Annotated in this window: 22 protein-coding genes, 1 other RNA gene and 1 pseudogene; 14 read left to right on the top strand and 10 right to left on the bottom strand. The window is 33.0% G+C overall.

Annotated features, from left to right (window positions below):
- Positions 1-154: 154 nt before the first annotated feature.
- Complete coding sequence (locus FEF17_RS08440; RefSeq protein ID WP_139001895.1) at positions 155-514, top strand: hypothetical protein; 360 nt, start codon at positions 155-157, stop codon at positions 512-514.
- Positions 515-545: 31 nt separating this feature from the next.
- Positions 546-1,367, top strand: a complete 822-nt coding sequence (gene kdsA, locus FEF17_RS08435) for a 3-deoxy-8-phosphooctulonate synthase (RefSeq protein WP_139001894.1) — start codon at positions 546-548, stop codon at positions 1,365-1,367.
- On the opposite strand, the gene FEF17_RS08430 is transcribed toward kdsA, so the two are convergent.
- From FEF17_RS08430 to FEF17_RS08415, 4 genes are all read right to left on the bottom strand, one after another.
- Positions 1,364-1,741: a DUF1801 domain-containing protein gene (locus FEF17_RS08430; protein WP_139001893.1), complete on the bottom strand. Its 378-nt coding sequence runs from the start codon at positions 1,739-1,741 to the stop codon at positions 1,364-1,366. The two genes, kdsA and FEF17_RS08430, sit on opposite strands and share 4 nt — an antisense overlap.
- A 39-nt stretch (positions 1,742-1,780) precedes the next feature.
- The gene (locus tag FEF17_RS08425; RefSeq protein WP_139001892.1) at positions 1,781-2,515 is read right to left on the bottom strand and encodes a slipin family protein; all 735 of its coding nucleotides are present in this window, start codon (positions 2,513-2,515) and stop codon (positions 1,781-1,783) included.
- Positions 2,516-2,727: 212 nt separating this feature from the next.
- Positions 2,728-3,249 carry a hypothetical protein gene (locus tag FEF17_RS08420; RefSeq protein WP_139001891.1) on the bottom strand — a complete coding sequence of 174 codons (522 nt, stop codon included), beginning with the start codon at positions 3,247-3,249 and terminating at the stop codon, positions 2,728-2,730.
- Positions 3,250-3,317: 68 nt separating this feature from the next.
- Positions 3,318-4,517, bottom strand: a complete 1,200-nt coding sequence (locus FEF17_RS08415; RefSeq protein WP_139002167.1) for an NAD(P)-dependent oxidoreductase — start codon at positions 4,515-4,517, stop codon at positions 3,318-3,320.
- A 359-nt stretch (positions 4,518-4,876) separates the two neighbouring features.
- Between FEF17_RS08415 and ssrA the strand changes: the two genes are divergently transcribed.
- The 3 genes from ssrA (at position 4,877) to FEF17_RS08400 (ending at position 7,736) form a co-directional block, all read left to right on the top strand.
- Positions 4,877-5,270: a transfer-messenger RNA gene (gene ssrA / locus FEF17_RS08410) on the top strand.
- A gap of 613 nt (positions 5,271-5,883) precedes the next feature.
- A complete protein-coding gene (locus tag FEF17_RS08405) occupies positions 5,884-7,263 on the top strand; it encodes a sugar porter family MFS transporter (protein WP_139001890.1) in 1,380 nt (459 codons plus the stop codon).
- A 92-nt stretch (positions 7,264-7,355) separates the two neighbouring features.
- Positions 7,356-7,736 (top strand): formylglycine-generating enzyme family protein, encoded by a 381-nt coding sequence (locus FEF17_RS08400; RefSeq protein ID WP_246046810.1) that lies wholly within the window; start codon positions 7,356-7,358, stop codon positions 7,734-7,736.
- Positions 7,737-7,738: 2 nt separating this feature from the next.
- Here FEF17_RS08400 and FEF17_RS14420 read toward each other — a convergent pair.
- Positions 7,739-7,882: pseudogene (locus tag FEF17_RS14420) on the bottom strand (CDGSH iron-sulfur domain-containing protein); the annotation flags it as partial.
- Between the two features lie 42 nt (positions 7,883-7,924).
- Positions 7,925-8,158 carry a (4Fe-4S)-binding protein gene (locus FEF17_RS08390; RefSeq protein WP_139001889.1) on the bottom strand — a complete coding sequence of 78 codons (234 nt, stop codon included), beginning with the start codon at positions 8,156-8,158 and terminating at the stop codon, positions 7,925-7,927.
- 117 nt (positions 8,159-8,275) lie between these two features.
- Here FEF17_RS08390 and kynU point away from each other — a divergent pair, with 117 nt between their 5' ends.
- From kynU to FEF17_RS08345, 9 genes are all read left to right on the top strand, one after another.
- Entirely contained in the window at positions 8,276-9,550 is a 1,275-nt protein-coding gene (gene kynU, locus FEF17_RS08385) for a kynureninase (protein ID WP_139001888.1), read from the top strand.
- Entirely contained in the window at positions 9,540-10,958 is a 1,419-nt protein-coding gene (locus FEF17_RS08380) for an FAD-dependent oxidoreductase (protein ID WP_139001887.1), read from the top strand. Before kynU ends, FEF17_RS08380 begins: the two co-directional genes overlap by 11 nt.
- 5 nt (positions 10,959-10,963) lie before the next feature.
- A complete protein-coding gene (locus FEF17_RS08375) occupies positions 10,964-11,365 on the top strand; it encodes a RidA family protein (protein WP_139001886.1) in 402 nt (133 codons plus the stop codon).
- 65 nt (positions 11,366-11,430) lie between these two features.
- Positions 11,431-12,873 (top strand): aldehyde dehydrogenase, encoded by a 1,443-nt coding sequence (locus FEF17_RS08370; RefSeq protein WP_139001885.1) that lies wholly within the window; start codon positions 11,431-11,433, stop codon positions 12,871-12,873.
- Positions 12,854-13,318, top strand: a complete 465-nt coding sequence (locus tag FEF17_RS08365; protein WP_139001884.1) for a GNAT family N-acetyltransferase — start codon at positions 12,854-12,856, stop codon at positions 13,316-13,318. Before FEF17_RS08370 ends, FEF17_RS08365 begins: the two co-directional genes overlap by 20 nt.
- 1 nt (position 13,319) lies before the next feature.
- Positions 13,320-14,102, top strand: a complete 783-nt coding sequence (locus FEF17_RS08360) for an SDR family oxidoreductase (RefSeq protein ID WP_139001883.1) — start codon at positions 13,320-13,322, stop codon at positions 14,100-14,102.
- A gap of 35 nt (positions 14,103-14,137) precedes the next feature.
- Entirely contained in the window at positions 14,138-14,671 is a 534-nt protein-coding gene (locus FEF17_RS08355) for a 3-hydroxyanthranilate 3,4-dioxygenase (RefSeq protein WP_139001882.1), read from the top strand.
- A gap of 38 nt (positions 14,672-14,709) precedes the next feature.
- Positions 14,710-15,792, top strand: coding sequence for an amidohydrolase family protein (locus FEF17_RS08350; RefSeq protein ID WP_139001881.1), 1,083 nt, complete (start codon positions 14,710-14,712; stop codon positions 15,790-15,792).
- Entirely contained in the window at positions 15,792-16,436 is a 645-nt protein-coding gene (locus tag FEF17_RS08345) for an O-methyltransferase (RefSeq protein WP_139001880.1), read from the top strand. The genes FEF17_RS08350 and FEF17_RS08345 overlap by 1 nt, the downstream gene beginning before the upstream one ends.
- A 10-nt stretch (positions 16,437-16,446) precedes the next feature.
- On the opposite strand, the gene FEF17_RS08340 is transcribed toward FEF17_RS08345, so the two are convergent.
- From FEF17_RS08340 to FEF17_RS08325, 4 genes are all read right to left on the bottom strand, one after another.
- Entirely contained in the window at positions 16,447-18,717 is a 2,271-nt protein-coding gene (locus tag FEF17_RS08340) for an ATP-binding protein (RefSeq protein WP_139001879.1), read from the bottom strand.
- Between the two features lie 126 nt (positions 18,718-18,843).
- Entirely contained in the window at positions 18,844-19,131 is a 288-nt protein-coding gene (locus tag FEF17_RS08335) for a Sec-independent protein translocase subunit TatA/TatB (RefSeq protein ID WP_139001878.1), read from the bottom strand.
- Positions 19,132-19,210: 79 nt separating this feature from the next.
- Positions 19,211-21,514, bottom strand: coding sequence for a M1 family metallopeptidase (locus FEF17_RS08330; protein ID WP_139001877.1), 2,304 nt, complete (start codon positions 21,512-21,514; stop codon positions 19,211-19,213).
- Positions 21,515-21,625: 111 nt separating this feature from the next.
- On the bottom strand, positions 21,626-22,129 hold the full coding sequence (locus tag FEF17_RS08325; RefSeq protein ID WP_139001876.1) for a DUF6702 family protein: 504 nt from the start codon (positions 22,127-22,129) through the stop codon (positions 21,626-21,628).
- Between the last annotated feature and the right edge of the window lie 26 nt (positions 22,130-22,155).

Below are 22,155 nucleotides of genomic sequence, written 5' to 3'. Positions count from 1 at the left end.
TGCAAATGTACGCTATATTTTAACATGTTAATCATTATCTAATGATATTTAGTTAATTAAATGTTATAATTAAACTTTTAAAAACTATTCCATACTTTTTATCGTTTAACCTTCTAAAGAACCAAACCTAATTCTTGAATTTATTTAGTGCCCTATGAAAACGATTAAAAATTACACAAAGTTTATTCCTTATCTGTACTTTATATTTGTGGCAGCATATTGTTTTACTATTGTTAACAGAACAGAAGGTTTTACAGCTTACCCAATTTTACTTTTAAGTATTCCATTTTTATATCAATTAGTTAAACCTAGTAGAAGTCTAAACTTTACTTTAGGAATCACATTTGTTTGTATATCTTCCTACCTTATTATGGTCTTTATATCAGACAGTTTAAACATAATCTCCATTTCCGAGATGTTTAATAAAATTATGATTTATGGTGGATTGCTAGCTTTCTTAAGTTTTATAATGTCCTTGTGGATGATAAGAAATAGTTTAAAAGAAACTTTTTAATATGTAACTTTGTGGCTTAAATTTAAAGCCAATGACTCTTAGCGATGTTCCTCAACTCAAACACATAAATTCAAACAATTTTTTTCTGCTGTGTGGCCCCTGCGCCATAGAAGGAGAAGATATGGCTCTACGTATCGCTGAAAAGGTAGTTTCAATTACTGATAAGTTAGAAATACCTTATGTATTTAAAGGAAGTTTTAAAAAAGCTAACCGCAGTAGAATTGATAGTTTCACAGGTATAGGAAATGAAAAGGCATTGAAGATTCTCAAAAAAGTATCTGAAACTTTTGATGTCCCAACCGTAACAGATATCCATGAAGTTTCTGATGCCTCTTTAGCTGCGGAATATGTAGATGTCTTACAAATTCCAGCTTTTTTAGTACGACAAACGGATTTAGTGGTTGCAGCGGCCAAAACCGGTAAAGTTGTTAACTTAAAAAAGGGACAGTTTATGAGTCCTGAAGCTATGAAACATGCCGTTCAAAAAGTTAAAGACGCTGGAAACGAAAACGCTTGGATAACAGATCGAGGAACTATGTTTGGTTACCAAGACATGATTGTTGATTTTAGAGGTATTCCAACCATGCGCAAATATGCTCCAACTGTTTTGGATGTTACACACTCTTTACAGCAACCAAATCAAAGTGCTGGTGTAACAGGAGGCCGACCAGATATGATAGAAACCATTGCCAGAGCTGGTATCGTAAACCATGTTGATGGCTTATTTATTGAAACACACTTTGATCCCGCTAATGCAAAAAGTGACGGAGCAAATATGCTGCATTTGGCTAATTTGGAAAATCTGTTAACTAACTTGGTTGCTATAAGAAAAACTATAAACAGTTTAGCTTAGAAAAACCATACCTTTTTACTATTTCTAGCATGGTCTGCAGCGGCATATAAAAGCGCTTCAAAACTTTCTTGGTCTAAATCTTCAATAGTTTTAAGTTGAATCGAACGTACTTGTTTTCTATTGTTATGATTTTTTAGAATGGGAAATTCTTTTTCAATCAGAATACCTTGCACAAAAGCGACATCAACATAATTTTTCCCTTTTAAAATATTCAAATAGACCATAGGTTTTTTTCTAATATTATAAAAAGGAACGCCATAACTATACCTTTCCTCCACATCAGGTAAAGTATGTAAAATCACATCTCTAACATAAAGCATTATGGACTGATAAGGCTCTTTCTGCCTTATAAAATATTCGTCTACAGGTTTCAAATTCTTTTTTTTGTCAAATTTAATAAATAGCACGGAGTACTATTGTTTATTTTTTGGCAACACCTCTTCAGGGAAAGGGAATAAAATCGTTGAGTTCTTTTCTGCGGCAATATTAGATAAAGTTTGATACAACCTTAATTTTATTGCAGATGGCGACTGATCTATTAATTTACCCGCTTCTAACAATTTGCCTGCTGCTTGCTCTTCAGCCAATGCCAAAATAATACGGGCTCTTCTTGACCGTTCTGCCTCGGCTTGATTCGCCATCATGCGTTTCATATTTTCAGGTAATTGAATGTCCTTTATTTTAACATCAATAATATTAACGCCCCATTCTTTGGTTTCTACCTCTACAATATTCTTAATATTCTTACCCATTTCTTCTCGTTTGGATAAAATAGTGTCTAATTCCACTTTACCGCAAACATCACGCAAAGCTGCTTGGGATAATTGGGTTATAGCAAAAGTATATTCCTCTACTTCCAGAACTGCCATTTCTGGATTGACAATTTTAAAAAAAACCACACCATCTATACTACAAGGTACATTGTCTTCTGTCATAACTTCTTGAGAGACCACATTAATTGTAATAACACGAATATCTACTTTTTGTATAGTTTCTATAATAGGAATTATCCATCTAAACCCTGGTTGTAAAGTTTTAATATACTTACCAAACCTAAATTTTAAAGCACGTTTGTATTCAAAAACAATTCGTATTCCTGATAATAGAAATAGAAAAAAAAGAACGGTTAACAGTAGTGGTGGATTCATAATGCATTATTTAATTATTAAAATCTAAACGAAACGTGCTATAAGTTCGTTAATATTCAATAAATACAAAATGATATTTATCATCTCTTAACAGAGATTTTGGTGTTTAAACAACTACCATAAAATTGATATAAAGCCAAGTAGAACAGGCTACAAATAAAAAAACCACCTAGAAAGAATTTAGGTGGTTTTTAATAATTATTTTTTACTAGTTAATTATTTAAATAATTCATTAAACCAGAATAATCGCCATAACCTTGGCTATATATTATTTTTCCATTTTCATCAAAATCTAAAGAATTATATACTTTTATAACGCCAGATTTTGCCTCTGTAGAATCTGTTGCAGGCAAAGTAACTTCCCAAGCACCATAATAACGTACAGATCCATCAGGCTTTTTGGTTTCTGGATTAACACCTGGTAACAATTGTGGTGGGTTGGCTAGAAATTTAAAATCGTATCGCTCTAAAAATTGCTTATCCATAGCCTTAGCTTCATCACTTTGAATCATTATGGTGTCTACTTCTGCTCCAAAAAAAGTGTTTAACCCAATCGCATTTTCAGCAAAAATGGAATAGTCTGGTTTTTCATTTTCCCAATCGGTAATAGATTTTAAAACAGTTTGGGCATTTTGCTTAAATAATTCATTTGCAGAATTATCTTCTTTAGGAGCCTCTTTACAGCCTACAATTAGTAATAGCGCTAAGGATGAAAGCGAACAAATAATTTTCATAATATTAGTGGTTTTTAAGTTTAAGGAAAGAAAGGTAACACATTTATTTGAATTTAAGCCACTTATTCCTATCCATCAACATAATCCTGTAAATAACTAAAACGATCTGTTAATTTTCCATTTTCAGTTATTTTAGCACGGTTGAGGACACCATCCTCATCACCATTAAAAAAAGCAGGCAACACATGTTGTAAAAACTGCTCTCCAAAACCTTCGCTTGCATCTTGCGGAAGTTCACAGGGTAAATTATCAACTGCCATAACAGTTATGGCGTTTTCGTTTTTATAATCAACCTCAGATTCGGTTTGTGGGTCATAACCATAAATGGGATCTGCTATAGTTGATGCGCGTAATGTTGTGGCCACTGGCCCATCGACATCACAACTAATATCTGCCACAACTCTAATGTTAAAATCTGGACATTTCACATCGTCTCTTGTGTATAAATATGGGGCTCCATCACCATAAAAATGACCAGCAATATAATAATCAGTTACTTTTGCGAAACGCATAAAATTAGAGACGTAATCTTCTGGGTTATTATAAAAATCTGCATTATTTAATACTCCCCCATCTTCGCGTTTGTTATAATCTAAAACATCTATTTTGCAATATATAGGTTCGTTATATACTTTATTAAGATAGTCCACTACTGAAACAGGTTTAATATGCATAGCATCCAACATTTCTTTAGCGCCATTAGACACTTTACCACTTCCTGTCAACAATATTTTTATGTTTGGAAGATTAATTTTATTGAGCTCTTCAATTAACGCTGCTTGATTGGGTAATGGGCCTGCTTTTGGCAAATGCCATGAATCGTATTTTAATCCCCATGCTCTAAAACCGTTATAAGCCCCAACGATGCCCGCATAACGCCCAAAACCTATTAAGCGGAATCCCTTTTGGTTAACTATGGTTTCATGATCGTATAGCTCTATGTTTTTTTCTAGAATGGCTTTTAACAACTTTCTATTATAAGGTTGTTTCTTAATAGTATGTGAAAAGAAAAAGTATTTTCTATTAGGTATTAACGCATCAATTGGGACTTCTTTTACCCCAATCATGACATCACAATCTGATATATCTTCAGTTACTTCAAAATCTAAGGCTCGGTAAGCTGCATCTGGAAATACGCGAATATCTGAAGCTTCAACTTTAAATTCAGCTTGTGGCAAATTATCTCTAGCCTCAGCTAATTTTGTTGGTGAGAATACTACGCGACGATCTGGTGGGTTTTTACGTTCTTTTATGATAGCGAATTTGATGTTCATTCGTATAATTGTTAATTTATTTTTTTGAAAATAAAAATTGGTATAAATTTTGACTAAATGTAAATAGATTTGAAGTGGTAAACAAAGTTTTTTGATACCTTTGCTTTCCGCGTTAGGGATTGAAGCGGCATACTTTTTTGTACTAGTATTAAGTTTAAATAATATATGCCCTTAAAGTAGATTACTATTTTTAGTTAAATACTGAAATAAGTTCAGTACAAAGAAGATATAGCGGAAAGCCCGACTCACTTTTGCCGGTAAAAGCAAAAGTGGGTAACGCCCACTTCTCGATACGATTTTTAAGAAAAATGAAAATCACTCGAAGTGACAAAAATTACTATTTAATTGCAAAAGGGGTCGACTGGTTTTGACAGCGAGATTAATTGAACGGTAAGCACGTCGTGTAATGGTTTTGAAACACGTAAAAGGCTAAATCAACTTTTAAACGGCGAGAATAACTACGCTTTAGCTGCATAATCTGAATTATAGTAAGATTAGCCTAGGTACACAAGGTGTACAAGCTTTATGTCTCCAGAAAGCCTTGGTTAATGGCGTTCTTTTTAGAGGCATCGTAAATATTAACTAAGATTGGGTAGTGCTTTGATGCCCTTTCGAGATTAAGAAGCTAAGTTTTAAGTAGGTTGTCTTTAACCAGCTTATTATCGAAAACCCAAGAATAGACTAAACGTGTAGAAAGCTCTTTGGTTACTTGTTTGGACGAGAGTTCGATTCTCTCCGACTCCACAATTAAATCCTCAACTTATTAATAAGTTGAGGATTTTATTTAATCACCATGTTTATCCAATAATCAAAATTAGATCTAAGTCTGAATTCTCTTTTTCTCAGGAAATATAAAATCTTATCATTTAATATTTAATCAAGTAGATGCTTTTTCCTTTAGTTTTTTTGGATACTAAACAAAAAGTAAATACTCGTAAGCATTTTTAGAAGTAAGAAAGAGACCCCAATCTGTGATTCCCATATTACGCCTCAAAGTACATGAGCAAATTCCATCCTTTTTATGGCTTAACTTTGTAATACAAAGTTTGTATTTTTTAACTATAATATAATATTGTTTCATGAATATGAGAAATGAGACATAGTGAAAATATATTATTAATTTGATATAAACCTTTTAATCCGTAGTTTAGATTTTTTGATTCCAATTATCAATAAAACTATATAGTGAAGGTATAAGTATTATAAAATAGAAAACTAATTAAAATACTTTTTCTGATGATAAATTGACAAATAAAGATAACCATTAAACTTAAAACACATAATATCAATAGATTAGACTTACAAAAACCAAAACAATAACCTTTTATTAAAATTTTAAAAAGGTGTAAACACACAAATTATGAATAAAAAAACTTTTTTGTTATTAATAACAGCAGTATCTGCTTTGGGCGGATTATTATTTGGCTATGATACAGGAGTCATTAATGGGGCGCAATTTTATTTAAGTAAGCATTTTGATTTGGATTCAGCCATGAAAGGCTGGGTAGTAGGAAGTGCTCTTTTAGGTTGTTTAGTTGGCGCTATTGTTGCTGGTCCTTTTAGTATAAGATTTGGCAGAAAATATTCTTTAATAATTTCGGCAGTGTTATTTTCAATTTCAGCCTTTGGATCTGGTTTGCCATCTATATTTTCAGAGTCAGTTTCATTACTAGTTATATTTAGAATTATTGGAGGTTTAGGTATTGGTATAGCATCAATGAATGCTCCTATGTATATAGCAGAAATAGCTCCAAGTAATATAAGAGGAAAAATGGTTACTTACTACCAACTTGCCATTGTTATTGGTTTTTTTGTAGTGTTTTTGGCTACTTATTTTATTGGAAATAATTTATCGGAAGCAGAGAATATTGAATTTGGTTGGAAACATATGTTCTGGTCAGAATTAATTCCTAGTTGTCTATTTTTGGTACTATTGTTTTTTGTTCCTAAAAGTCCGAGATGGCTAGCACTTAAAGGAAAGGATAATGAAGCATTGGCTATCTTAACCAAGATTCATGGTGAAGATCAAGCAAACCAAGAAATAGAAGAAATAAAAACCTCTCTTGATACTAGCGATAGTAATATCAAAGTGAATTATTTTTCAAAAATAATCCTTGGAATTATAATTATTGGAACTACACTTTCTGTATTACAACAATTTACGGGAATTAACGCGGTATTATATTATGGAGCTGATATTTTTGAAAAAGCACTTGGCTTTGGTAAAGAGGACATTTTAGCGCAACAAATATTATTAGCATTTATAAACCTTATATTTACTTTCATTGCTATGTTCACGGTAGATAAATTAGGAAGGAAGCCATTAATATATATTGGATCAATTGGCATGATAGCTGGGTTTTTATTGTTAGGAATCACACTACAACAACAATCTGTTGGGTTTTTATCTTTATTGGGTGTGTTAATTTTCATAGCTTCATTTGCACTTTCTATGGGGCCTGTTGTTTGGGTTCTACTTTCTGAAATGTTTCCAAATAAAATACGCAGTGTTGCTATGTCTGTAGCTGTCGCAGCTCAGTGGGCTGCAAATTATGTGGTTTCACAATCTTTTCCAGTTGTAATGGATAGTGAAGTAAATAATAGTGCTACTTGGAATGGTTCTCTACCTTATTTTTTATTTATAATGTTTATTTTATTAATAATGTTGGTAACGTATAAATATATTCCTGAGACTAAAGGAAAATCTCTTGAAGAAATTGAGGGGTTCTGGAAGGAATGATTTTTCATATCCTAAATTAACTGTGAATGACTAATCAATACCGTTTATTTTTGGTGTGATGAAAGATCTAAGCTTTCCCAAATGGCAAATAGTTGGAAGGTGAATTTCCTTTAAACAACACATCAGAGAATGGTTACGAACGTCTTGCACCTGTTAAATCCTATCCAGCGAATAGCTTCGGTCTCTATGATATGGCTGGTAACGTTTGGGAATGGACTAACGATTGGTACAATATTAAATATTATAAAGAACTAGCCTCACAAAACAAAACAATCATTAATCCTTTGGGTGCGGACACTGCTTACAATCCGAATAATACCTACATAAAAAAAATTATTAAAGGTGGGTCATTTTTGTGTAGCGATTCCTATTGTGCAAGTTATAGAGTATCTTCAAGAATGGCTACAGATACAGATTCTGCACAAGAACATTTAGGCTTAAGAACAGTTGAAACACAAGATATGATCAAATAACATCAACCTTTAAACTCCAACTTCACATGCGCCCCGTCACAATAGGGCTTATTATCAGATTTACCACATCTGCAAAAGGCTGTTGTTTTATTTTTGGTTTCTTGGGTTCCATCTCTATGGGTTACTCTAAGTGTTCCGTATACTAATAATGGACCATTCTCTAAAACCTCAACTTTAGTATATAATACTTATGAAGTATTATCGTCTTCATCATTCATATAATAAGTTAATGCTCCAGAAGGACACTGTTTTACCTGATTAATTAATGAATCTGTTGATGCAGCTTCTATTCTTAGCCAAGGACGAACTTTAGGTCTAAAAACATCTGGAAGCCCCTTTACGCATATTCCAGAATGTATACACTTATCAGCCTCCCATACTATGGTCATTTCATCATTAGAATACTTTTTAGTCTTTGCCATATCAATAACTTTTTTACTAAATATACGAAAAAAACAACACACAAAATATCCGCATTTAAGCTATTCATTTCTAAGTTTATATTGCTTATTTTTGTTAGAAACCGAAAAACAACTACTTTGTCCAAATATCAATTAGGTCTAGATTATGCAAAACAACAAGACCAAAACGATAAGTTAGCTGCTTACCGAGATAAGTTCCATATCCCAAAAGACGAACATGGAAATGACTTGATATACATGACCGGTAATTCATTGGGGTTACAGCCCAAATCAACAAAATATTACGTTGAACAAGAGCTTGAAGATTGGGCTAAATTAGGGGTTGAAGGACATACAGAAGCCAAAAATCCTTGGTTGCCATATCATGAATTTCTTACGTATAACATGGCTAAAATTGTAGGAGCTAAACCCATTGAAGTTGTTGTAATGAACACCTTAACAGCTAACCTTCATTTGATGATGGTCTCATTTTATCAACCTATAAACGAACGTTATAAAATACTAATTGAAAGTGATGCGTTCCCTTCTGATAAATATGCTGTTGAGTCTCAGTTAAGACATCATGGATATAACGATAAAGAAGGACTCATTTTATGGAAACCTAGAGAAGATGAAGAACTTTTAAGATATGAAGATTTAGAGGAATTACTTGAATCTCACGGCCATGAAATTGCGCTCATTATGATTGGTGGTGTAAATTATTACACAGGGCAGTTTTTCGATTTAAAACGCATAACAACATTAGCACATAAATATGGTTGCAAAGTTGGGTTTGACTGCGCTCACGGAGCAGGCAATGTAGAACTTAATCTACACGATTCTGATGCCGATTTTGCCGTTTGGTGTACATACAAATATTTAAATTCTGGCCCAGGTAGTTTAGCTGGTTGTTTCGTCCATGAAAAACATGCCTTTAATAAAGACTTAAATCGTTTTACTGGATGGTGGAGTCATAATAAAAAAACGCGTTTCAATATGCGTGATGAATTTGATGTCCTTCCAGGAGCAGAAGGTTGGCAATTAAGCAACCCTCCTATTTTATCTATGGCAGCGATAAAAGCATCCTTAGATATTTTTAATGAAGTTGGGATGGAAAAATTAGTAAAAAAGTCAAGAATCCTAACGGGTTATTTTGAATTTCTACTAAAACAACTTGGAGAAAATGTAATTAAAATAATTACGCCTTCAAACCAAGAAGAACGCGGATGCCAACTATCTATACAAGTTTTAAATGCTGATAAAACATTGCATCATAAGTTAACTAAAGCTGGCGTAATTAGTGATTGGCGTCAACCAGATGTTATTCGCTGTGCTCCTGTTCCCTTGTACAATTCATTCGAAGATATTTATTTAATGGTTGAAAAACTAAAAGCGATATTGAATGCCAACTAAACAACAAAATATTCTAATTATAGGCGCAGGTCTTTGTGGTTCTCTTTTAGCATTACGACTTGGTCAAAGAGGTTATAACGTTGTTGTGTATGAAATGCGACCAGATTTACGTAAAGTAGATATAAGCGCTGGTCGATCCATAAATTTAGCGTTTTCAGATAGAGGAAACAAAGCCATGAAACTTGTTGGAATTGAAGATAAAGTAAAGGCATTGTGTATTCCAATGCATGGTCGGATGATTCATGATATAAACGGAGTCTCTCATTTATCAAACTATAGTGGTCGCGAACACGAATATATAAATTCTATTTCAAGGGGTGGTTTAAACGCTTTATTATTAGATGAAGCTGAAAAACATAATAACGTTAAAATTTATTTTAATAAAACATGTAAATCTGTAGATTTCGAAAATACAACCGCTTTATTTAAAGATTATCATTCAAAGAAAGAATTTATCGAAGATGCCGACATCATAATTGCAACAGATGGCGCGGGTTCTGCCATGAGAAAAAGTTACTATTTGGGTAAAAAGTTTTTATTTAGCTTTTCACAAGATTATCTAACTCATGGTTATAAAGAATTAAGTATTCTACCAAAAGAAAATGGAGATTATAAAACCTATAAAAATGCCCTTCATATCTGGCCAAGAGGTGATTTTATGCTAATAGCCTTACCTAATTTAGATGGAAGCTTTACCGTTACATTATTTTTAAGTTATAACGAAGGAAATTATAATTTCAACAACCTTACCAATGAAGAAGTGGTATTAGAATTTTTCAAAAAAGAATTTCCAGACGCCTTATCATTAATGCCTAATCTTTTAGATGATTTTTTCCAAAACCCCACTGCACCTTTGGGTACAGTTAAATGTTCGCCGTGGCATTATAGAGGAAATACATTATTAATGGGTGATGCTGCCCATGCCATAGTTCCTTTTTATGGTCAAGGCATGAATGCTTCGTTTGAAGATGTTGTAGAATTTGATAAAGTTCTAGATGAAAATGTAGAAAATTGGGAAGCTGTTTTTAAAACCTATGAATCTACTCGCAAAAAAGACACTGACGCTATTGCTGATTTGGCGATTGATAATTTCCATGAAATGAAAGACCATGTAGCTAATCCTATATTCCAAGAAAAGCGTAAATTGGAAATGGCTTTAGAAAAAGAGTTTCCAAATGAGTACTCCTCAAAGTATTCCTTGGTAACCTTTAATGAAGGTATGGGTTATAGAAATGCCATGTTAAGAGGTCGTGCGCAAGACAAGGCCATTTTAAATATGCTTTCAGATGGAGACATCTCGACTGTGATCGATATAACAAAAGAAAAGCTAAAAGAGATTTTAGAACAAGTAAAAACAGAAACAGAAGCTATTCTTGAAGACGATAGAATTGCTGGATTGAAACAATAATAAATATGAACGACAAAGTTACCCCAAGAGGCGCATACCCACACACCAAACGGGTTGGTGATTTTATATTTGTATCTGGAACAAGTTCAAGAATGGCAGACAACACTATTGCTGGTGTAGATATTATCGACGAGATGGGAACCAAACGTTTAAATATTGAAGTTCAAACTCGTGAAGTTTTGAAGAATATTGAAAAGAATTTAGCCAATGAAGGCGCCACATTAAAAGATGTGGTGGATGTGACTTCCTTTTTGGTAAACATGAATGATTTTGCAGGTTACAATAAAGCGTATGCTGAATTTTTTGATAAAGAAACGGGACCTACTCGAACAACTGTAGCAGTGCATCAATTACCACATCCAGATTTAGTTGTGGAAATTAAAGTTATGGCGTTCAAAAAGAAATAGCTATCATTCCACCTTAGAACCGGAATCCAAATTAACAGATTCCTGCCTACGCAGGAATGACAAAAATGAAAAAGATCCAAAACTTCATAAACGGTAAATTTACAAATCCAATTTCTAATAATTGGATAGACAACTATTGTCCATTTAATGGTGAAGTTTACAGTTTGACACCTAACTCTTCAAAAGAAGATGTAGAAAGTGCCTATCAAAGCGCGGAATTTGCTTTTACGTTGTGGTCTCAAACCACATTAGAAGAGCGCAGTAGAATTCTAATTAAAATTTCAGAATTGCTGGAAAAAAACTTAGAACGATTTGCAGAAGCTGAAAGTAGAGATAATGGAAAGCCTATTAGCTTAGCAAAAGCAATAGATATTCCTAGAGCAGCCAGTAATTTTAGATTTTTCGGAAATGCCATTACACAATTTGCAAGCGAAAGTCATGAGAGCGTTGGTCAAAACGCTATTAATTACACACTTCGTCAACCCATTGGGGTTGTAGGTTGTATTTCGCCTTGGAATCTTCCACTCTATTTATTTACTTGGAAAATAGCACCAGCAATAGCAGCAGGCAATTGTGTGGTTGCCAAACCAAGTGAAGTTACACCAATGACAGCATATCTTTTGAGTGAGATACTAAATGAGGCTGGCCTCCCAAAAGGTGTTTTAAATATTGTTCATGGATTAGGAACCACAACAGGTCAAGCTATTGTAGTACACCCCAACATTAAAGCCATCTCCTTCACAGGAGGCACAACCACTGGAGCACATATTGCCAAAATCGCCGCTCCCATGTTTAAAAAATTATCTCTTGAACTTGGTGGAAAAAACCCAAACATCATTTTTGCGGATTGCGATTATGAGAATATGTTGGAGACCACTGTTCGTTCTTCATTTGCTAATCAAGGACAAATTTGTCTCTGTGGTAGTCGTATTTTTGTTGAAGCTTCTATTTACGATAAATTTAAAACTGACTTTGTTAAAAAAGTAAAACAACTAAAAGTTGGACATCCAGCTGAAAGCTCAACAGATATTGGCGCCTTGGTTTCGAGACTACATTTAGATAAAGTTTTAAGCTACATTGAAATTGGCAAAAAAGAAGGCGGAAAAATACTTTGTGGCGGCAATCAAGTAATTATTTATAATTATGAAAATGGTTATTATTTAGAACCTACAGTTATTGAAGTTAATAGTGATGAATGCAGAATAAACCAAGAGGAAATATTTGGACCTGTTGTTACCATTATGCCTTTTAAAAATGAAGATGATGTTTTACATATGGCAAACAAAGTAAAATATGGCTTATCTGCGACTATATGGACCAATAATTTAAAGCGTACTATGCGATTGAGTAATCAATTGCATGCAGGAATCGTTTGGGTGAATACCTGGATGTTGCGCGATTTACGAACGCCATTTGGTGGTGTAAAAGCATCAGGTGTTGGTAGAGAAGGTGGATTTGAAGCATTACGCTTTTTTACGGAAGCTAAAAATGTATGTGTTAAATATTGATGTTATGGTAGCTCTAGAACATGATATTTACTTTTCATCAGATTTCAAAGACATGGATTTGAAGCTAATTTATAAGTTTATTAAAAACTCCTATTGGGGTCTATCTAGAACATTTGAAGAGCAAAAAATAGCTTCAGAGAATACTATTAACTTTGGTTTGTTTCAAAATGGACATCAGATTGCCTATGCAAGAGTTATGACAGATAAAGTTTTTTTCGCTTATCTTTTAGATGTTTTTGTAATTGAAAGGCATCAAGGCAAAGGGTTTTCAAAAATTCTAATTGATAACATATTGAAATTTTCAGAATTAAGAAATATTGATAAATGGATGCTTGCAACAAAAGACGCTCATTCAATTTACACAAAATTCGGATTTACTGGAATAAAAAGTCCAGAAAAAATAATGGAAAAACTTAGCCCCAGAGCTAAACTAATTTACGAATAATATGGATTTAAAATTAAACAATAAAAACGCATTAGTCTGCGGAAGCACTCAAGGGATAGGAAAAGCTGTAGCTTTTGCATTAGCGGCAGAGGGTGTAAATGTAACGCTAGTTGCTAGAAACAGAGAAAAGTTAAAAGCTATTCTAGCAGAGTTACCAAACCATAATAAACACAGTTATATTGTTGCCGATTTTTCTAATCCTAGAGAATTGCAAGAACAAGTCATAAAATTTATTGAAAAAGAACATGGGTTTCATATTGTAGTAAATAATACAGGAGGTCCAAGAAGTGGTGCAATATTAACGGCAAGTTTAGAAGAATTTGATAATGCGTTTACCATGCATTTAAAATGTAACCATGTCTTAGCTCAAGCTACTATTCCCTTTATGAAAGAAAGTGGCTTTGGTAGAATAGTAAATGTTATTTCAACTTCTGTTAAAGAACCTATTCCAGGTCTTGGTGTAAGTAATACAACAAGAGGAGCAGTAGGAAACTGGAGTAAAACGCTAGCTGAAGAAGTCGCCGCTCATGGTATTACTGTTAATAATGTATTACCTGGTTTTACAGAAACGGAACGTTTAAACGAAATCATCAAAATTAAGGCAAATGGCTCTAATACTTCGATTGAAGAGATGACGGAAATTATGAAAAATTATACGCCGGCTAAACGCTTTGCAAAACCTGAAGAAACTGCGAATGTTATTACATTTTTGGCTAGTGAAGCTGCGAGCTATGTAAATGGAATTAACGTTCCCGTTGATGGTGGTCGCACAAAAAGTTTGTAACTTTAAACAGATAATAATTTTCTAAAAATACAGTCATGAGTAATCTAACATCACCAATAAATTTTAAAGCTTGGATTGAAGAAAACAGACACCTTTTAAAACCACCTGTTGGCAATAAAGTGGTTTGGAAAGATGGTGATTTTATTGTGATGGTTGTGGGAGGGCCAAATAGCCGAAAAGATTATCATTATAACGAAACTCCAGAATTTTTCTATCAGATTGAAGGTGATATTGTATTAAAAATAATAGATAAAGGAACGCCTAAAGATGTTCATATAAAAGAAGGTGATATTTATTTATTACCCCCTAAAGTCCCTCATTCACCCCAAAGAGGTCCGAACACAGTAGGTTTGGTTATAGAGTATCCTAGAGAAAAAGGTGTACAAGATGCTTTACTTTGGTTTTGTGAAAATTGCACAACCAAATTATATGAGGAAGATTTTACTCTTGACAATATTGAAACCGATATGCCTAAAATTTTTGATAAATATTATGGCAATAAAGATAAGCGGAGTTGTCCAAATTGTGGAGAAATAATGCAACCACCAAAAAAAGTACAAATAGATTAATTATAACTTAAAGATTCCTGACCTCTCAGGATTTTAAAATGAAACGCAAATTAAGAATAAATGGTCATTCGCATTTACTTCCTTACCCAGAAGAAATACCAGAATTCATGCGTGAAAAAGGCATATTTTGGGTAGACAAAGACCGGAAATTTATGTTACAAAAAGGGTGGAAACGCCCTGTAACGGATTCTAGTTTTTTTCTAAACGAAAAATTAGAATGGATGGAACGCAATAAGCTAGACCATGCTGTTGTGCTTAATCTATCTCAATTATATGGTAATGGCTTACGTGTTGAAGAAATGAAGAAAGCACTGCGCTTTCAGAATGATTTTAATGCAAAAATTCAACACGACTATCCGAGTAAGTTTACCTGTGGTTTTGTAGTACATCCAGCATTTATAAGAAGTGCTTGTTGGGAAATTGAACGTTGTGTTGAATCTCATGGCTTGCAACTATTATGCTTACCAACGCATTACATGGATACCATAGGAACGTGGCGCTGTATTTTTGATGAAGAAAACGAACCTATTTTTGAAATGGCAGACAAGTATAATCTCGCTGTGGAAATTCATCCTTATGATGGCGAAAAGTTCATTAAGCTTGAAAATACATCTTGGCGTTTTCATTTAATTTGGATGCTGGCACAATGTGCCGATGCTTATCATTTTCTAACATTAAATGGTTATCAAGAAAAATTTCCAAATATGCGTACTTGTTTTGCTCATGGTGGCCAATTAGCGCAAATTAACTTAGGAAGACGTATTCAAGGTTTTGACGGTAGACCAGATTTATTCGAAGGTAAACACCACCCTAGAAAAGCTGTGGGTCATAAAAACATCTTTTTTGACACTTTAGTTCATGATACTGGTGGATTGGAGCTTTTGATTCGCAATCACGGCGCTAAGCAAGTTCTAATGGGGTTAGACGACCCATATCCCTTAGGTGAAATGGAGAGTAAACCTCAATCATCTTATCCGGGAAAACTATTGGATTTAGCAATTGAAAGAAACATAATTAATGAAAAAGAGTATGACGATATTTGGGAGCATAATGTTATTCAATGGTTATGTGGAGACAGTGATGAGGCAAAAGAAAAATTGTTAAATAGAATTTTAAGCTAGTGCATTTTATCCCAGAAGAATTAGACGATTATGTTGTAAAACATTCTGAAGACGAACCAGAGTTATTACAACAACTAAATAGAGAAACTTACCAAAAAATTCTGCAACCTCGTATGCTTAGCGGACACTATCAAGGCAGATTATTAAGTATAATTTCGAAACTAGTTAACCCCAAAAATATCTTAGAGATTGGCACCTATACAGGATATTCGGCACTTTGTTTAGCTGAAGGCATTCAAGCTAGTGGGGAATTACATACTATTGACATAAATGAGGAACTAGTCGATTTTCAGCGTAAATATTTTAACAAATCTGGTTATGGAACTCAAATTATCCAACATTTAGGAAATGCTCTAGATATCATTCCCAATCTTAAAGTTAGTTTTGATTTAGTCTTTATTGATGCCGATAAAGAAAACTACTCGAACTATTTTAATTGTATTATTGACAGATTAAATACTGGTTGTATTATTTTATCTGATAATGTACTTTGGAGTGGAAAGGTTTTGGAAACTAAATTTAAAAAAGATGACACGTCTACACCTGCATTAATTGCATATAATACACTTTTAAAAACAGATCCACGTGTTGAAACCGTGGTTTTACCAATAAGAGATGGCTTAACCATAAGTAGAAAAATTTAGCATTTCTCTATTAAGAAGCGATTACCAAATTAACTTCACAAGATTTTGCGTTTTGAATGTGGGTATCTATTGTTTGGAAAAATTCGTAATTATCAAATGGTTTTGTAATAATATCGGTGTATCCAATTACTTTGTAATCCTGCCTCACTTCTTCTATATCCGCAGCTGTTAAAGCTATTATTGGAATTTCATTATTAAACTCTCTAATTGCTTTTGTTGCTTCATTTCCGTTCATTAATGGCATATTAATATCCATTAAAACAAGATCGAATCGGTTTGTTTTCATCATTTCAACTGCCTCCAACCCATTGCTAACGATATCATATGAATAGTTTTGTTTTAGGAGTAAATTCTTCGTTACAATTTGGTTTATCTTATTGTCCTCAGCAATTAATACTTTATAATTTTTATCAGAATTTACGTGAATACTTTTTGTTTTATTTAAATCCAAAACGGCTTTGTTCTCCTTGTCAATTTCAAAATCAACATTGAAACTGAATTTAGTGCCTTTACCTACTTCACTTTCAAGTTCTATTTTACTTTTAAATAATTGAACAATATTCTTTGTTATAGATAGTCCTAAACCTGTACCCGGGTAATTTATATTACTCTCATTACTAAGTTGAGAAAAATTATCGAAAATGGTTTTGAATTTTTCCTTCGGAATTCCAATACCATTGTCTTCAACTTCAAAACGTAATGCGATATTATTACCTTCAATATTTAATAGCTTTATTCTTAAATCTATGGTTCCACTTTCTGTAAACTTTATGCTATTACCAATAAGGTTAATTAAAACTTGGGAAAGCCTAACATTATCGCACTTTATATAATCTGGGATTTCATTATCTATTTGTACTTTAATTTTATTGTTAGTCTCTTGAAGCCTGTAATCAAAAGAATCTACAATGCGCTGTGTAAGTGACTCCAAATTAACTGAAACATTTTTAAGCTCGATTTTTTGTGCCTCCATCTTATTTACTTGCAGTATATCATTTACCAAGTTTAAAAGATAATCTCCCGAATATTTCAGCGATTTCAGGTACTTAGTATCTCTCTCGCTAAAGTTTTTCTTTTCATTTAATAAAAGCGATGTAATACCAACAACTCCATATAATGGTGTTCTTAACTCGTGAGAAACATTAGAAATAAATTTTGATTTTAGCTCAGATGATTTTAAAGCTTGAATTGTTGCAACTTGCAACTCTTTATTTCTCACTTTAAGCGCGTTTCCTAATTTTCTTTTAGATATATAACTAACAAATAATGTTACTAAGGATACAAACAATAAAAATAGGATCACCGAAATAATAATATTGATTCGCTTCATCTCATTAGTCATTTCTAGCTGCTGTAGCCTTTTGTAATCGGCAAAATCTGCATTGAATTTATAGTCTTCAATAAGAAATTTTGACTTTGTAATAATGTCCTGCTTTACTCTTTCTGCGTTTATATATTTATCTCGGTATGTATTATGCATTAATAAGTTAGCATAGGCTTCATTACTATTGCCAGCCTTAGAATACATTTTTCCTAACTCCCTATAAGAATTACTCAATAACATTAATGCCTTATCTCCATTATTATTTTCTAATGAAGCAATTGCTTTTTGCAACTTTAACTCTGCATTATTATATAATTCCTGTTTAAGAAAATACAATCCATAGACATAATTAAAGTAACCTAAAGCATAAAAATCTTCATCAACCTCATTAAAATCATTTTTAGCGCGAAGTAATGGAATTAGAGATTTTTCAAATTGATTACTATCTAAATAGGCTTGAGCCAAATTCATTCTAATTCTGAATAACACCTTTTGAATTTCTTCTTTATCAAATTCATTTCGCAATTCATTACTATTTATGGACGTATGCTTTAATGCCCTTTCTAGATAAGAAATAGCATTATCTAACCCCTTTTTATCTTTATATAGAATACCCAGACTCAAATAAGACTTCGCAATTAAACTGTTATCATTAATTCTTTTTGATACTTTTAGCATGGCTTGATAACAGGCTTCTGCAGATTCTTGATTCTGCATCAAGCCATAGATATTCCCCAAGTTGAAATTAGCTACGGCACTACCATATAAATCTTCGATTGAATCTGACAATACTTTGGCTTGGCTAAATTCGTCGAAAGACTCTGCTATTTTATTGTTGTGATAATGTTTTAATGCTGAAGAATTTAAATCATCAATTTCCTTGATAATTTCTCTATCCCTTTGGGCAAAAGTGACTAATGCAAAGGACAGAAAACATGTTAATAGGTAGGTTTTCATTAATGAAATAATTTGATTTGGGATGATTAAATTATTCGTTTTAATGAAAAGAAGTAAAAAATAATCGTTAAAAAGCAGTCTATTTCGGACAAATAGATAAACTACTCAATTACCAGATATGTAATTTTAAAATTTCCGTTTAACGGACCCCGTGAAGTCTTCTAGATCGTCTTTAACCTTATCTAGCTCCTTTTTAACATCTGAAGTAATACTGGTATCAATACCATTTTTCTCAGCTGTTTTTGTGATTTCATGCTTAATATCATTGGTGGCATCTTTTAAGGTTCGCATCCCTTTTCCCAATCCGCGAGCTATTTCGGGCAATTTATCTGCACCAAAAACCATAATAGCTATAAACAAAATAAAAGCTATTTCTCCACCACTAATAAACAAAAATGTTGTTTGTTGTATCACGTCACAAATATAGTGAGATGTTTTGTTAGAATAAAAAAAGCCGATTGTTAAAATCGGCTTTTATGTAATTATAAATATTTTATCCTTTTACCTTATTCTTAAATTGTTCAAACTCACTCTGCATAATTTCCTTAGGCCAGGAATTATTAGATGTATCCACATCTGCCGTTTCAAGATTGGGATCAATGGTAATAGACACAATTTCCTTTTCTGAGGCAATTGCTTTACTAACTTCTTTATCATTAAACCTCCATATTTGAGCTGGATAAGTCTCAGTTTTAGAAGTACCGTCTTTAAAAGTATATTCAACAATAATAGGCATAACTAAACCACCAGGCTTTTCGAACGTAATGTTATAGAAAAATTTCGGCTCTTTAATATTTGTACGTTCTTCTGCTGTAAAGTTATCCATAATATACTCCTTTAAGGGTTTAGTATTTTCTAAAAGTGTACCATTGCGCATGTCTTCTTTATACTCTTCACTACCTTCTTCGACCATATACACCAAAGGTTTTAACCGACTTCTGCTTATATTTTGATCTTTCATTAAATCCAACATATAAGCATTGGGTTCTGAAGATACATGATATTTTTTAACCTCTTTTACACCAATATCCACCCAATCTGTGGTATAAAACCAACCTCTCCAAAACCAATCTAAATCGAATGCAGAGGCATCTTCCATTGTGCGAAAGAAATCCTCCGGAGTTGGGTGTTTAAACATCCATCGCTGTGCATATTCTTTAAAAGCATAATCAAATAACTCCTCGCCCATCACTGTCTCTCGCAAAATATTTAGAGCTGTTGCTGGTTTTCCATAAGCATTATTACCAAATTGATATGTATTTAATCCTTTAGTCATTATAGGTGCAATATAATCTTGATTTCCACTCATATATGGCACAATCATTCTTGCTGGACCTCTATCTGACGGAAAAAATTTGTCTTGAGGTGATAATGCAGAAGGATATTTTTTTCCAAATTCTTGCTCTGCAACATATTGAACAAATGTGTTTAATCCCTCATCCATCCATGTCCACTGACGCTCATCACTATTCACAATCATAGGAAAAAAGTTATGACCAACTTCATGAATAATAACACCCATCATACCGTATTTAACGCGGTCACTATAGGTACCATCTTCCTTTGGGCGACCATAATTCCAGCAAATCATAGGATATTCCATTCCTTGTCTTTTGGCATGTACTGAAATAGCTTTGTGATAAGGATAATCGAACGTCATTCTAGAATACGATTCTAACGTACTAGCGACAGCCTTGGTGGACCAATCTTCCCATAATGGGTTACCTTCTTTTGGATAGAGCGATACAGCCATAACATCCTTTTCCCCTATTTTAACGGCCATCATATCCCAAATAAACTTTCTGGATGTTGCAAATCCAAAATCACGAACATTTTCAGCTTTCAATTTCCAAGTTTTTGTTTCGTTCGAAAAACCTTTTTCTGCAACTTCAGCTTCCTCTTGAGTAACAATTAACACAGGTTCAGTATAAGACTTTTTTGCCTTATTATAACGTTCCATCATAGTTTTAGAGAACACTTCTTTTCTATTGGTAAGTACCCCCGTACCGTCCAAAATATGATCTGCCGGCACTGTAATATTTACTTCATAATCTCCAAAAGGTAAAGCGAATTCATCACGCCCCCAAAACTGAGAATTTTGCCAACCTTCAACATCGCTATAAACGGCCATTCTTGGAAAAAACTGGGCTATTACATATGCCCTATTGCCATCATTTGCAAAATACTCATAACCCGAACGCCCATCTTCTACAACATGGTCATTGATATTATACCACCATTTTATTGAAAATGAAAATTTCTCCTTAGACTGTAAAGCTTTTGGCAACTCAATTCGCATCATTGTTCTATTAATCATATACTCGAGTGGCTTTCCATTTGTATCTTTTACCTCCTTAATATTAAACCCTCTTTCTAGATCACCTTTTAAATACTCTGAAGCGAACTGACTTGGCTGAAAAACTGGCGCAATACCACTCGATTCAATTAACGGTGATTTTGAATCCTTTGCACGTTTATTTTGCTCTAGTTGAACCCATAAATATTTTAAAACATCTGGAGAATTATTGGTATATGTAATGGTCTCGGAACCAGAAATCTTTGCATTTTTATCGTCTAAAACAATATCCATTTTATAATCTGCTTGCTGCTGATAATAAGCAACACCAGGTGCACCAGAAGCTGCTCTATACATGTTAGGAGTTGAAAACTCATCATAAAGCTGCTTGAATTTGTTGATGTTTTTATGACCTGTTTTAGGTTTGGACGACTCTTCTTGTGCATTAGAAGTTCCTAAAACGAATAATAATCCAATTAGGGTAAAGGCAATCTTTTTCATTATCTATTTTTAAATTAAATACAATAAATGCTGTTTTTAAGGAGAATATATTGTGTTGTTTTCACTAAAAACGCTCGAAAATAATCATTTCGATACATTAATAACTTTATTTTAATTAAAATTTAACACAGCAGTATTGTCATGCGAAATGAGAATGTAACTTTTTTTAGAAGCGTTAATATTTGTCTTAATAATATTTTGCTGATCTTCAAATAAATCAAACAAAACTTGATTTGATATTTCGAAGGAATTTATTCTTTTCACCTCTTCAATTTCCAAAAAACATCGAACAATATCAATATCATATTCCTTACCAATAAATGTAAAATATACTTCTTCATTGTTTATTTTAATTTTAATTTTTTCATCCAAGTACCGTTCCATATACATATCAACAGTTGTGGGTTCATCTTCTCCTGCTAGAATTATATTTTCATCATATCGCTCTCTCAGCAAATTTTCAAAATCATCAATAAAAATTCGGGTAATTATTTGAACCGATTCTTTATCTTTTACATAATCAATTTGCGTCACACTAATATAATACTTATGTGCAAGGGTAAAAGCAAACAAAGGAATTAGCAATAACGATAGAAGAAGTAATCTGTATTTCATTTATTGATTTTTTTTGTAAAAGTAAT

It is taken from the genome of Hyunsoonleella aestuarii, assembly GCF_006148925.1.
In the GTDB taxonomy this organism is placed as follows: Bacteria; Bacteroidota; Bacteroidia; order Flavobacteriales; family Flavobacteriaceae; genus Algibacter_D; species Algibacter_D aestuarii.
This window is presented reverse-complemented; position numbering and strand designations above follow the sequence as displayed.